Origin of the sequence: Pseudoalteromonas sp. NSLLW24 (assembly GCF_015864725.1) — a bacterium.
GTDB lineage: Bacteria > Pseudomonadota > Gammaproteobacteria > Enterobacterales > Alteromonadaceae > Pseudoalteromonas > Pseudoalteromonas arctica.
The window spans coordinates 100001-113232 of record NZ_JADYWQ010000011.1; the positions used below are offsets into that span (position 1 = coordinate 100001).

Consider the following 13232-nt stretch of genomic DNA (forward strand, 5'->3'; position numbering starts at 1 on the left):
TTTGTTATTAGTTGTTCTCGACAATTGCTCTTTCATTTCTCTACCTTCTACATTTATGCAGCCATATATCAGTCATTTTTTAATAGAGTTAGCGTTAGATTGAATCTCTCAAATTGATTAAGTATTACTGCGGATTGGTATTAGCGTCAAGAATAGTAAAGATAAGTAAAAGGGTGTAAAGCCTCCCTACAGTTGCCCTGCATGCAGTTGGCATTCAGTTTCAAACGTCAATACTAGCCATGTTAACCACAAACGAGGCAATATTATGAAACTTACATTTATACTACCTGCACTATTAGTTATGGGCACTTTATCTAGTTCTGCATTTGCAGCACCACATGATAGATATGCAAAGCAAGAATATAAAAAGGTTCAGCTAAAACGAGAACTGAAAAAAATTAACCAGACTAAGGTAATCAAGTATGTTCCAGTTAAAGTTGTTAAAAGAAACGTTAATAACACAGCATTTGTTAAAGTTAATACCATAACGTATCACCCTAGCCTTAAATTTATTAAAAGATAAATGCGCACTTTAAAATATAAAGTCATGTTTGCGGCAATAAACAACGCGCCGCAAACTTAGCTTTTTACACCATTTAAACTCTATTATTGGTATTTTCCCATCTAAAAATGCACGGAAATAACGTTTTCTAAGCACAACAAAAAAGTCCAAATATATAATTTAATAGCAGTATTATTAAAATATCTCTCGTAATAACCCCCCTTAAAAAGAACAGAATTACCCTTAAAAATCGTCAAAAACTAGATATTATGTCAAGAACCGTCAGTAAAATGTAAAAAGCTGTAAGCATAGCTCCGTTTGCTGTTGTATGTCAGTTAACATTCAGTTTGAACCGCTAGTATTGAACCCAGTTATGTAAAAACATAAACGAGGCAATACTATGAAACTTACTTTTTTACTACCTGCACTGCTCGCCATTGGCGCAGTATCAGGCTCTGCGCTTGGAGCACAAAACGAGCGAGAGAATGATAAAAGCTTTAAACGTGACCACGACAAACGTGTTGAATATAAACGCGATGAACGCCGCCATGAAAAAAAGCAGCGTATTGAGCATAAAAAAGAAAAACGAGAAGACCGTAAGCAAGAAAAACGTAAACTTGCTAAGTACAAGCAGGAAAAGCGTGAACAATACCGCTACAACCAGCGCAAATATAACTACTTAACAAACCATCATAATTCAGTCGCTTACAGACAAAATCGATTTATAAACCATTTACCACGCAATAGCGCATCGATTAGATTTAATGGTATTTCGTTTACGTTTAACGACGGCCTTTACTACCGTAAAGCTAAAAGAGGCTACCATGTAGTTACGCCACCTAGAGGCCTGCGTATAAATACGCTACCAAGAAATTACAGGCATTTTAAGCATCACAATACCACCTACTACACATATCAAAACGTGTATTACGTCGCAAATAATGACGGTTATACAGTGGTTGATGAGCCACCAACCCGTCTTAATCAGGCAATAAAAGTGGGGAATGTGAATGATTATAGCTTGGGCCAAACTTACGATTCATTGCCTCAGGCAGCACAGGCCGTAATAATTAACTCGCAGCAGTATTTTAAATACGGCGATATTTATTTTTTACCGCAAATAAGTGGTGACGACATAAAATACCTTGCTATCAAGCTAGGTTAAATCCGCTATAAATTAAAAGGCCTTGCTACCAATAGCAGGGTCTTTTTCATTTCCCCTGTAGGTAATAACTTAAAGCAATAAAATCAATTCCCTCTCTAAACATTAACATGTCTTAGTATTTGTAAGCTTTTTTGCTAAACTAGCTCGCATATTAATAGTGAGAGTGTATTTATGTCGGGTGAGTTTCCACGTGCTGGTTTTTGGCGCCGTTTTGCGTCGTTAGTTTACGATACGTTAGCCATTATTGCGTTTGCGATGTTAACTGTAGTGCTGTATTTATTTGCAGTACAAGGGCTTATTTCTCTCGATGTAATTAGTTTAAATGGCGCAGAGGATGTATCTGCCTTTATTCAAAATTCAAATCTTCTTTCGGGTATTCGTACCGCTCTTTTAATTATTGTTACCTTAGTATTTTTTGGCTACTTTTGGACTAAAAGCGGGCAAACCATTGGCATGCGTGCATGGCGTTTAAAAGTACAAACTATTGAGGGTAATTTAATTAGCTGGCCACAATCAATTATCCGCAGCGTTAGCGCTTTACTCGGTTTAGGTAATTTGGTGGTGTTAGTAGATTTTAAAAACAAAAAAGCACTGCAAGATTACATCTCTAAAACAGAAGTTATTGCACTTACTAAAGAAGAAAACAGACGTATTTATAGTGAGCTTGATTAATACCAACTTTTCGAATCGTGAGTTAAGCGGTAATTAAGCAGTAATTAAAAAGCAAAAAGGGTGACCAGTGGTCACCCTTTTTAATGCTTTGAATTGGTACTCTATACCCGTTTATTCATCAAATATGTCGCAAAGCCTATAAATATAATACTGGGTAATACCGCCCCTATAATGGCAGGTATTTGGTAAACCATAACTACAGGGCCAAATATTTCATTAGTTAAGTGAAACACAATCCCCGTTACAACTCCCATAATAATACGTGCGCCCATAGTAACGGTACGCAGCGGGCCAAATATAAACGAGAGCGCCACCAGCAGCATTACCGCAACAGATACTGGCTGCATCAACTTACGCCATAGAGCAAGCTCGTAGGTACTTGTGTCTTGTTCGTTTTGCTCTAAGTAACTTAAATACGACCAAAGCCCAGTAAATGAAAGTGACTCCGGTTTTACCGAAACAACCCCTAACTTTTCAGCTGTGAGTTGCGAAGGGTAAAACTCTTCTGGTAATTGCTCTGTTGTGGTTTTTTCGCTAGTAATAATAACCTTATTTACGTCACGAAGTAGCCAGCCTTCTTTTCGGCTTAGTGCATCTCTTGCTTTAGTAATTTGGGTAAGCTCTAACGATTTATCAAAGTGGTACATGTGTACCCCGTTGAGCCTGCCGTTTTCATCAACATCTTCAATATTAATAAAATTATTGCCGTCTTTAGCCCATACACCTTTTTGTGTATTAAACACATCGCCGCCATGTATTGCTTGGTTTCGCATTTCTTTAGCGTGTAATTGCGCTTCAGGTGCACCCCATTCGCCAAGTGCCATCATGCATACAGCCATAAATATGGCCGTTTTCATCACTGAACCAATTATTTGTAAGCGCGACATACCAGCGGCTTGCATCACTACCAGCTCACTGTTTGAGGCAAGTGCCCCCAAACCCGTTAAGCCACCAATTAGCGCAGCCATCGGAAAAAACACCACTAAATCGCCAGGTATTGTGTAAAGCGTGTAAAGCATTGCGGTCATTAAGTCGTAACTGCCGCGCCCTACCGACTTTAACTGGTCGATAAATTTAATTAAGGTGCTAATACCAACAAGTACCAACAATGCAAAGCCGGTAGTTTGTAAAATACTGCGGCCTAAATACCAATCAAGCGTTTTCATCATGAGCCTAACTCCCGCTTAGTTACTACGGCTTTAAGCCAAGCGCCCAGTGGTCGCCCTTTTATAATTAATAACCCACCTATAAACAAGGCACTTAGATGAATCCACCACAAGCCGATTGAAGGCGGGATTTTGCCATCTTCAACTGCAAATTTAGCGGCATTTAGTAAAATAAAGTAGCCTAAGTACAAGCTAATAGCAGGCACTAGTTTTGCAAATTTACCTTGGCGAGGATTAACCACACTTAGCGGTACTGCCAGTAAGGTAAGTAGCGGGATTGATAACGGAATAGCGAGTCGCCATTGCCATTGAGCAATAGATTCAGGAGTGTTTATAGCCAATAATTGGTTAGTTGGCACAGCCTCTAATTTACGGCGTTGATGCTCTATTTCTTGCTCTCGTATTTGTACGCTGTAACCATCAAATTCTGTTAAATTAAGTGCAGGCGTTGTGCCGTCTGTTTCGTAACGTTTACCGTCTGTTAGTACTAGCTGTTGCTCACCATTTACGGCTTCAACCACAACACCTTGCTCTGCATATACTAAGCGCGCTAGATTGCCTTTTTCGCTATCAGGTAACTGTGCAACAAATACCTTATTGAGCTCTTTGCCGCCTTTTTCAATATTATGAATAAACACCACGGCTTTTTCGTTACCGGTTTCTTGGAACCGCCCAGCTCTGAGCGCAGATAACCCCGCATCGGCTTTGGCTTGTTCTTTCAATTGATACTCTTGCTCGCTTGCCCACGGCGCTATATACATAGTCAATGCAGCGGCTAATATGGCAAGCCCAACGCTTGATATAAGCGTTACGCGCACAACATACCATTCACTTACGCCACAGGCTTTAAGGACGGTCATTTCGCTATCGGCGTAAATACGGCTGTAAGCCAAAATAATGCCTAAAAATATACTCAGCGGAAGTATTAGCGAGGCCAGTTGTGGAAGCTTTAGTGCAATCATCGATAGCACTAATTTAGCAGGAATGCTGCCCTCAGAGGCATCACCTAAAATACCAACTAACTTTTGTGACAAAAAGATTGTCATTAAAGTTAAAAATACGGCGACCTGCGATTTTAAAACCTCAGCGGTCAAATAACGGAAAATTAGCAATGCTCGCCCCTGTTAAACATGGAATTTCACTACGATAGTGAGAATTGAATAGTTAAATAGCTATTTTACCCAATTAATACCGGCAAATAGGCTATTATTATAAGCCATCAAATTTAATTATCCTACCTAAGTGCACGATATAATGTTGCATTAGTAGCCCTTAAGCATATAAAGTTCAATTACACAGTAAGAGTCTAGCAAAATCAGCTAAAATTAAAATTATCCGCACATAAGTTACGTAGATAAGACTAGAAAATACTTTTTTAGCCCCAACTTACTAACTTAAATGACTCAAAATCAGGAGTGACAATGGAATTTAACGTAAAAAGTGGTAGCCCAGAAAAACAGCGCAGCGCATGTATTGTGGTTGGCGTTTACGAGCCACGTAGGTTATCCCCCATTGGTGAACAACTCGATAAAATTAGTGATGGCTATATCTCTAATTTACTTCGCCGTGGCGACTTAGAAGGTAAGCCAGGCCAAGTTTTATTATTGCATCATGTACCCAATGTATTAAGCGAGCGCATATTGCTTGTTGGTTGTGGTAAAGAGCGCGAGCTTGATGATAAGCAATATAAACAAATTATTTCTAAAACTATTAATACCTTAAACGAAACAGGCTCTATGGAAGCAGTCTGCTTTTTAACAGAGCAACACGTTAAAGGTCGCGACACTTACTGGAAAGTTCGTCAAGCAGTAGAAACAACGCAAGATTGCTTATATACGTTTAACCAATTAAAAAGTAAAAAAGTAGACCCTCGTCGTCCACTTCGTAAAATGGTGTTTAACGTACCAACACGACGCGAACTAACGATTGGCGAAAGTGCCATTGAGCATGGTTTAGCCATTGCTGCAGGTAGTAAGCTGTGTAAAGACGTGGCTAATATGCCACCAAATATTTGTAACCCAGTGTACTTAGGCGAGCAAGCACAAGAGTTGGCAACTAATTTTGACAACATCACTGTTGATATTATTGGCGAAAAGCAAATGGCAGAACTAGGCATGAATTCTTACCTAGCTGTTGGCCGAGGTAGTGATAACGAATCAATTATGTCGATTATTAACTACAAAGGCGCCGCTGACGACCAAGCCCCTATTGTACTTGTTGGTAAAGGCTTAACGTTTGACTCAGGCGGTATTTCATTAAAACCAGGCGAAGGCATGGACGAAATGAAATACGACATGGGCGGCGCTGCAGGTGTTATTGGCGCAATGCGTGCACTTGCACAAATGCAATTGCCAATTAACGTTATTGGTGTTTTAGCTGGCTGTGAAAACATGCCTGGCTCAAACGCGTATCGCCCAGGTGATATTTTAACAACAATGTCGGGGCAAACAGTTGAAGTGTTAAACACCGACGCTGAAGGTCGTTTAGTATTGTGCGACGCACTAACGTACGTTGAACGTTTTAATCCAGATACGGTTATTGACGTAGCAACACTTACTGGCGCTTGTATTGTAGCCCTTGGCGCGCATGCGACTGGTTTACTATCAAACCATAACCCACTTGCACACGATTTATTAAAAGCGTCTGAGCAAAGTGGTGACCGTGCGTGGCAGTTACCGTTATGGGATGACTATCAAGACCAACTAGAAAGCCCATTTGCTGACTTTACAAACTTAGGTGGACGCTCTGCGGGTACTATTACTGCGGCATGTTTCTTGTCTAAATTTACTAAAAAGTATCATTGGGCCCATTTAGATGTTGCCGGTACAGCGTGGCGCAGTGGCGCTAAAAAAGGCGCAACGGGTCGTCCTGTACCAATGCTTACTCAGTATTTATTAAATAGAGCTGGCGTAAGTGAAGCTGCTCAAGATTAAACACACTGTTTAGCTACTTATAAGGCGCCGTTTGGCGCCTTATTTATTTGTGTATTAATTGAAGCAAACCCCGTTATATGGCAAAATCTGCCTCTTAATTTATGTATATCAATTTGGTATGCATTCAATGTCATGGGAAACCCCGATACAATGAACATGAACGCTAAATTTTTCGTTCTAAAGCAACAAGATGAGTCTAAAGCGAAGGCTGACGATCATTTTGCTTTGGCTGCTCAAATTGCGGCCGATCAGTATCGAAATGGGCAGCGTGTGTTTATTTGTGTTAACGATAACGAAGCAGCCTGTGCCATTGATGAAATAATTTGGGCATTCGATCCAGATAGTTTTGTGCCACATAATTTACAAGGTGAAGGCCCTAAAGGCGGCGCACCTGTAGAAATTGGTATTACGCCACCTGTTGGCAATCGTAAAGTTTTAATTAACTTGGCTACTCAGTTACCGGATTACATTCGTCGGTTTAACCAAGTTTTTGATTTTGTACCCGTAGAAGCAGCGGCTAAACAAGCAGCCCGCGAGCGTTTTAAAAAGCTACGCCAACTCGGTGCCAATCTCACCACGCAAGATATTAATAGCTAGCCAATCAGGCAAACTAACCAACTAATTTAAGTACTTATTTAAGGTTCTGTGTAATGGATAAAACCTACAATCCGCAAGATATTGAACAGTCTCTATATCAAGACTGGGAACAAAAAGGCTACTTTAAGCCATCTGGCAAAGGCGTACCATATTCAATTATGATCCCGCCGCCAAATGTCACTGGTAGCTTACACATGGGCCACGCCTTCCAAGATACAATAATGGATACCCTAACGCGTTTTAAACGTATGCAAGGTAACAACACATTATGGCAAGTAGGTACTGACCACGCAGGTATTGCAACGCAAATGTTAGTTGAGCGTAAACTGCATGCCGAAGAAGGCAAAACACGCCACGATTTAGGCCGCGAAGATTTTATTAATAAAATCTGGGAATGGAAAAAAGAATCGGGCGGCACTATTACCAAGCAACTTCGTCGCCTTGGCGCATCGGTTGATTGGGATCGTGAACGCTTTACCATGGACGATGGCCTATCTGAAGCCGTTAAAGAAGTGTTTGTACGCCTTCACAAAGAAAACCTAATTTACCGAGGCAAACGCCTAGTAAACTGGGATCCAAAATTACACACGGCTATTTCTGATCTTGAAGTTGAAAATAAAGACAAGCAAGGCCACATGTGGAACTTACGTTACCCACTAGCTGATGGCGTTACAACACAAGACGGAAAAGACTACATTGTAGTAGCTACAACCCGTCCAGAAACCATGCTTGGCGACTCGGGTGTTGCAGTAAACCCAGATGACGAACGCTACATAGATTTAATCGGTAAAGAGATTTTATTACCAATCGTTAATCGTCGTATTAAAATTGTTGCTGATGAACATGCCGATAAAGATAAAGGTACGGGTTGTGTAAAAATAACCCCAGCGCACGACTTTAACGATAACGAAGTGGGCAAGCGTCATCAAATGCCGATGATCAACATTTTCGATAAAGACGCCGCTATTCTTACCCAAGGTGAAACATACACCTTTGACGGTAAAGAGCTTGAGTTTGATGCGCCAATTCCTGAGCGCTTGCGCGGCCTTGATCGTTTTGCAGCGCGTAAAGCAATTGTGGCAGAATTTGAAGAACTTGGCTTACTTGAAAAAATTGAAGACCATGGTTTAACGGTTCCTTACGGCGATCGCTCTGGTGTTGTAATTGAGCCACTACTTACCGATCAATGGTATGTACGTGTTGCACCACTTGCTGAACCGGCAAAAGACGCTGTTAAAAACGGCGATATTCAATTTGTACCTAAGCAATACGAAAACATGTACTTCTCGTGGATGAACGACGTACAAGATTGGTGTATTTCACGCCAGCTTTGGTGGGGTCATCGTATCCCAGCTTGGTACGACAATGAAGGTAACGTATTTGTTGGTCGCGACGAAGCTGAAGTACGCCGTGAAAACAACATTACAGATAACGTAACGCTAAGCCAAGACGAAGACGTACTTGATACGTGGTTCTCATCAGCGCTTTGGACTTTCTCTACACAAGGTTGGCCAGAAAATACCGATGATTTAAAAACCTTCCACCCGTCTGACGTGTTGGTAACTGGTTTTGATATTATTTTCTTCTGGGTTGCACGCATGATTATGATGACGCTGCACTTTGTAAAAGACGAAAATGGCAAACCACAAGTTCCGTTTAAAACCGTATATGTAACTGGCTTAATACGTGACGACAATGGCGATAAAATGTCTAAGTCAAAAGGTAACGTACTTGACCCACTAGACATGATTGACGGCATTGAACTTGAAGACCTAGTACAAAAACGTACTGGTAACATGATGCAGCCAAAACTTGCCGCTAAAATCGAAAAAGATACGCGTAAAGTATTTGCAGGCGGTATTGAAGCACACGGCACCGACGCCCTTCGCTTTACCCTTGCTGCAATGGCATCTACCGGTCGTGATATTAACTGGGATATGAACCGCCTTGAAGGTTACCGTAACTTCTGTAACAAATTATGGAACGCGAGCCGTTACGTATTAATGAATACAGAAGAGCAAGACTGTGGTTTTGCAAACGGTGCTCAAACGGAGCTTTCATTAGCTGACCGCTGGATTTTAGGTCAATATGAAGCAACCGTTAAAACCTATACAGAGCATTTAGATAACTACCGTTTTGACTTAGCTGCTAACACGCTTTACGAATTCACTTGGAACCAGTTTTGTGATTGGTACTTAGAGCTAACTAAGCCGGTATTATTTAAAGGCAATGAAGCGCAGCAACGTGGTACACGTAATACACTTATTACCGTACTTGAAAGCTTACTGCGTTTAATGCACCCAATGATGCCATACATCACTGAAACTATTTGGCAGCGTGTTGCACCACTTGCAGGCCTTGAAACAGCAAACACCAGCATTATGGTTCAGCCGTTCCCTGTATATAATGAAGCAAGCGTTGATGCTAAAGCGATGGATGACTTGGAGTGGGTTAAACAATTCATTTTAGCTATTCGTAATATTCGTGGTGAAATGGATATTAGTCCAAGTAAACCACTTAGCGTATTACTTGCTAATGCATCGAGCGACGACGTGCGACGCATTGAAGAAAACAAATCATTTTTAGCATCACTTGCAAAAATTGAAGAGTTTACAATGCTTGAAAACAAAGACGGGGCACCTGCGTGTGCAACGTCTTATGTTGGCAACCTTGAGATAATGATCCCAATGGCGGGCTTAATTGATGTGGAAGCCGAGCTTTCGCGTATTAATAAGCAACTCGAAAAAGCAGAAAAAGGCCTAGCACAAGTGCAAAACAAACTTGCTAACGAAAAGTTTGTAAACAACGCACCTGAAGCGGTACTTGCTAAAGAAAATGCAAAACTGGCTGAATTTAGCGATGCTAAAACTAAGCTACTTGAGCAAAAAACTAAAATAGAAAGCTTATAATTTTAGTTATTATGCCTATTAACACTATTTAATAGGCATTAAAAAAGCCGCTCACTTTAATTAAAGTGAGCGGCTTTTTTGTGCCCTGTGATTAACCACAAGACACTTCTACATTAAAACTTGTAGTTGTACTGAGCGCCAAGTAATACCGCGTGGCCTTTAGATTCGAAGCCCCACTGGCTGCCCGAGTCATCAGCTTCTGTGAACGTTTGTGTTTTACCACGGATGATACTTACACCAAGGTCAACGTTAGAGTTTTGATCAATTGTGTAGTTACCGCCAAACGAGAACCAAAAGCGATCTGTATCTGGAATAGAGATAGAAAGGTGTGTTTGCGATACTGGAGACTCATCAAATGCAACACCGGCACGAAGTAGTAAATCTTCGTTGTATTGGTAATCAGCACCTACAGAGTATCTGAAAGAGTCATCAAACTGCTCTTGCTTTTCAAACGCAACAAACTTATCACCTGTTGGTAACGTTACTTGTGCTTCTAGTGATTCAAAGCTGCTCCAACCTGTCCATAATACACTGTAATGTAAGCCTAACTTGTCATCTAGCTGATGTGAGCCAGAAAACTCAGCAATAGCTGGTAGTGTTAGATCAACTGCACCTGGAAGCTTAGCACCACCAGTACCGCCTACTGGTAACTCGTTTGAGAAGTCACCATCAAATGTGATGTCTGTTTCGCTGCGATAGTTAAAACCAAAACGGCTGTTATCATCTAGCTGGTACATTAAACCAACGTTTAAACCAAAACCAGTATCATCACCTTGAAGGTTTACAGCATCAGCACCAAAATCAATACCGCTTGCATTAGCACCCACTTTACGAATAACAGTTGCATCAGCATAAATAGCGTTTAAACCAATACCAAAGCTGAATTGCTCAGTTACTTTATAAGCAACGCTTGCATTAAGGTTAACAGTAAAGATTTCTGTTTCGCCAGCAATTTGGCCAGCAACGTATTCGTCGTTAAACTCTGTAGATAAACCAAAGTTAGAAAATGCACCAAAACCAATCGATACTTTATCGTTGTAAGGCATAGTAAAGTAAATAGCAGGTACTACAGCACTTGGTGCAATGCTGTCGTCATCTAATGCACTTGGGTCAATACCGTTATTAGTACTTTCGCCTTCAATACTTACATCTGGAATTACACCAATAGCAGCAACACTTAGTTGCTTTTCTTTAAATAAAGTCATTAGTGCAGGGTTACGTGCAACTACAGACGCGTCGTCTGCGATAGAAGCTTCACCAGCGTATGCACGGCCTAAACCCGATGCATTTTGCTCTGATAATTGAAACGCAGCTGCAAAGCTATCAGCTGAAACAAATGCAAGCGAAGCTGCAATAAGAGTTTTAGAAAATTTCATTGTTGAGTCCTTAACCAAACTGACTGTCTGGGTACTATGTGTGTTGTTATTAGGATTTAAAACGTGATTACACTACCTTAATTTTTTGTAAAAAACTCTATGAATACGTCAAAAGACAGTAAAAAACATGTTTTTTAACGACATTTTAACAACTATTTAAAACTCATCGGATGAGAAGTGTGGTATTAGAGTAAACACTCTAAATGTAATTAATTATCATTTAGATTGACTTGAAATTAGTAGCAACTTACACTCATTATAAAATCGCAATGGAAGTAAAACTGTGATCATTTTATTTATTATTACAGGGCTAATATTTTGTGGGGCGAGTGTGTTTTGCTTTTACAAAGCAAACTACTGCGCATGTACTCAAGCAGGACAATGCGATAACCCCGTAAACCATTATTGGTTAGGGGCAATGTTAAATGCGTTGATCTCTTTAGCGCTGTGTTGTTTTGCATTGCACGTAGAGCTAGGCACTTTGTTATGGTTAACACTGATGGGAAATTGCTTTTTGGGTGCGTTTATTTCTGCAAAACAAACTAAAAAAAGGCAATGCAGTAAAACTAGTTCAACAAATGCTCTTTTAGCAGGCGAGACAAATTAATCTGATAATCTAAGGGCTTAACACTTGATAGTATTTTAAGCTCTTGGGTGTGCTCACTTAAATCGATGTCTTTCGGTGTAACATGATGATTGTGCTTAGCATTATAAAATAGCTTAATTTTAGGTTTAATAGGATTTAATACGTTCCCTTCAAGCACTAAGGCTAAACGTTCATTCGTTAATTTTACAATAGTTCCTACCGGATGAACCCCTAAACACTTTATAAAACGCTGTACTAACTCACCATCAAACAATTGCTTATTGGCTAATAAGTACCGCAATGCGTTGATTGGTTCATCACCATCTTGATGCATTCTATCGGCAGTCATTGCATCGTACACATCTACAATTGCCATTATACGCGCTGGACGACTTAACTTCTCTGCCTGTAGGCCTCGCGGATAACCAGAGCCATCTAAGCGCTCATGATGATTCACTATCATATCAAGCATAAGGGGTGTTATACCCTTCTCGCCTTTAACTAAACCCAAACCTTGCGCTACATGCTTTTTAATCGCTAAGAGCTCATTATTAGTAACCTTAGTTGGCTTTGAAAATATACCCTGCGGTAATTTAGCTTGGCCTAAATCATGAAGTAACGCGCCCATAGCAAGCTCTTGCACAACAGCCATTTTGTACCCTAAGTATTTAGCAAATACAGCGGTAAAAATGGCGCAGTTGATCATATGCCGCCAGTTATAGCTGTGTTTATCTTTTATACGAGTAAGAATAGTCATGGCGTTGGCGTTACGAAAAACTGAGCTGACTATTTCGCTGGCTATTTCATCAAGCACTTTTATATTAACACTCAGGCCAGATGTTAAGTCACCGTATAACGACTGTAGCTTTCGGCCATGCTGATCGTAATTGACACTCGCTTTAGCAAATTCTTGTTCAATTGAGATTGCTATAGGTGTTTTTTCGGCTTTTTGCTGGCTATTAGATGTTTTAGGTTTGCTTTGAGGCTTATATTTGGCAGGAACTGGGGCATCACCTTTAGCAAAATCTATAAGCAGCTCAAGCACCCCTTCAGAGACTAAACGCTTAATAATAGATCTATCGCGCACTAAGCCACTGGTCTTAATTTTTATGCTATTGATCCCTTCATGTTGCTTAGTAACGCTATCAACATACATACCAGGAGTAAGCTCAGATACGGGCAAAGTAATTAGCATAAAGGCGGGATTTTTCTATTAAGGAATATGTACCTTAAATATCATTAATTAAGCCTAAAAGTCTAGTTTTTGAGTTGTAAGTAGTTATATATAACTAAAAGCATTATTTACAGCCCTATTTGAGCTGCATT

General features: G+C 40.3%; 11 protein-coding genes. 7 read left to right on the forward strand and 4 right to left on the reverse strand.

The window, feature by feature from the left end:
- Positions 1-265 precede the first annotated feature (265 nt).
- The 3 genes from I6E72_RS12890 to I6E72_RS12900 all read left to right on the forward strand — a co-directional run bounded on the left by I6E72_RS12890 (position 266) and on the right by I6E72_RS12900 (position 2339).
- Complete coding sequence (locus I6E72_RS12890; protein ID WP_197112557.1) at positions 266-523, forward strand: hypothetical protein; 258 nt, start codon at positions 266-268, stop codon at positions 521-523.
- 379 nt (positions 524-902) lie between these two features.
- Positions 903-1667, forward strand: a complete 765-nt coding sequence (locus tag I6E72_RS12895; protein ID WP_197112559.1) for a DUF6515 family protein — start codon at positions 903-905, stop codon at positions 1665-1667.
- Between the two features lie 171 nt (positions 1668-1838).
- Positions 1839-2339, forward strand: coding sequence for an RDD family protein (locus I6E72_RS12900; RefSeq protein WP_024589715.1), 501 nt, complete (start codon positions 1839-1841; stop codon positions 2337-2339).
- 101 nt (positions 2340-2440) lie between these two features.
- Here I6E72_RS12900 and lptG read toward each other — a convergent pair whose 3' ends face one another.
- The gene (lptG, locus tag I6E72_RS12905) at positions 2441-3508 is read right to left on the reverse strand and encodes an LPS export ABC transporter permease LptG (RefSeq protein ID WP_007587278.1); all 1068 of its coding nucleotides are present in this window, start codon (positions 3506-3508) and stop codon (positions 2441-2443) included.
- On the reverse strand, positions 3505-4617 hold the full coding sequence (gene lptF / locus I6E72_RS12910; protein WP_002962016.1) for an LPS export ABC transporter permease LptF: 1113 nt from the start codon (positions 4615-4617) through the stop codon (positions 3505-3507). The genes lptG and lptF overlap by 4 nt, the downstream gene beginning before the upstream one ends.
- A gap of 309 nt (positions 4618-4926) precedes the next feature.
- Between lptF and pepA the strand changes: the two genes are divergently transcribed.
- The 3 genes from pepA (at position 4927) to I6E72_RS12925 (ending at position 9944) form a co-directional block, all read left to right on the forward strand.
- Positions 4927-6438, forward strand: coding sequence for a leucyl aminopeptidase (pepA, locus tag I6E72_RS12915; protein ID WP_007587283.1), 1512 nt, complete (start codon positions 4927-4929; stop codon positions 6436-6438).
- Between the two features lie 150 nt (positions 6439-6588).
- Positions 6589-7035 (forward strand): DNA polymerase III subunit chi, encoded by a 447-nt coding sequence (locus I6E72_RS12920; RefSeq protein ID WP_007587285.1) that lies wholly within the window; start codon positions 6589-6591, stop codon positions 7033-7035.
- Between the two features lie 53 nt (positions 7036-7088).
- Positions 7089-9944 carry a valine--tRNA ligase gene (locus I6E72_RS12925; protein ID WP_121954264.1) on the forward strand — a complete coding sequence of 952 codons (2856 nt, stop codon included), beginning with the start codon at positions 7089-7091 and terminating at the stop codon, positions 9942-9944.
- A 113-nt stretch (positions 9945-10057) separates the two neighbouring features.
- Here I6E72_RS12925 and I6E72_RS12930 read toward each other — a convergent pair whose 3' ends face one another.
- Positions 10058-11320, reverse strand: coding sequence for an outer membrane protein transport protein (locus I6E72_RS12930; protein WP_121954265.1), 1263 nt, complete (start codon positions 11318-11320; stop codon positions 10058-10060).
- 283 nt (positions 11321-11603) lie between these two features.
- Between I6E72_RS12930 and I6E72_RS19755 the strand changes: the two genes are divergently transcribed.
- Complete coding sequence (locus I6E72_RS19755) at positions 11604-11927, forward strand: hypothetical protein (protein WP_024592106.1); 324 nt, start codon at positions 11604-11606, stop codon at positions 11925-11927.
- Here the strand turns inward: I6E72_RS19755 and I6E72_RS12935 are convergent.
- Positions 11887-13101 (reverse strand): HD-GYP domain-containing protein, encoded by a 1215-nt coding sequence (locus tag I6E72_RS12935; RefSeq protein ID WP_007587289.1) that lies wholly within the window; start codon positions 13099-13101, stop codon positions 11887-11889. The genes I6E72_RS19755 and I6E72_RS12935 overlap by 41 nt on opposite strands.
- Positions 13102-13232 lie beyond the last annotated feature (131 nt).

What these genes read in the sequence shown, in the direction of transcription:
- I6E72_RS12890 (WP_197112557.1), top strand. Translation starts at nt 266, where the DNA reads ATGAAACTTACATTTATACTACCTGCACTATTAGTTATGGGCACTTTA.
- I6E72_RS12895 (WP_197112559.1), top strand. Translation starts at nt 903, where the DNA reads ATGAAACTTACTTTTTTACTACCTGCACTGCTCGCCATTGGCGCAGTA.
- I6E72_RS12900 (WP_024589715.1), top strand. Translation starts at nt 1,839, where the DNA reads ATGTCGGGTGAGTTTCCACGTGCTGGTTTTTGGCGCCGTTTTGCGTCG.
- lptG (WP_007587278.1), bottom strand. Translation starts at nt 3,508, where the DNA reads ATGATGAAAACGCTTGATTGGTATTTAGGCCGCAGTATTTTACAAACT.
- pepA (WP_007587283.1), top strand. Translation starts at nt 4,927, where the DNA reads ATGGAATTTAACGTAAAAAGTGGTAGCCCAGAAAAACAGCGCAGCGCA.
- I6E72_RS12920 (WP_007587285.1), top strand. Translation starts at nt 6,589, where the DNA reads ATGAACATGAACGCTAAATTTTTCGTTCTAAAGCAACAAGATGAGTCT.
- I6E72_RS12925 (WP_121954264.1), top strand. Translation starts at nt 7,089, where the DNA reads ATGGATAAAACCTACAATCCGCAAGATATTGAACAGTCTCTATATCAA.
- I6E72_RS12930 (WP_121954265.1), bottom strand. Translation starts at nt 11,320, where the DNA reads ATGAAATTTTCTAAAACTCTTATTGCAGCTTCGCTTGCATTTGTTTCA.
- I6E72_RS12935 (WP_007587289.1), bottom strand. Translation starts at nt 13,101, where the DNA reads ATGCTAATTACTTTGCCCGTATCTGAGCTTACTCCTGGTATGTATGTT.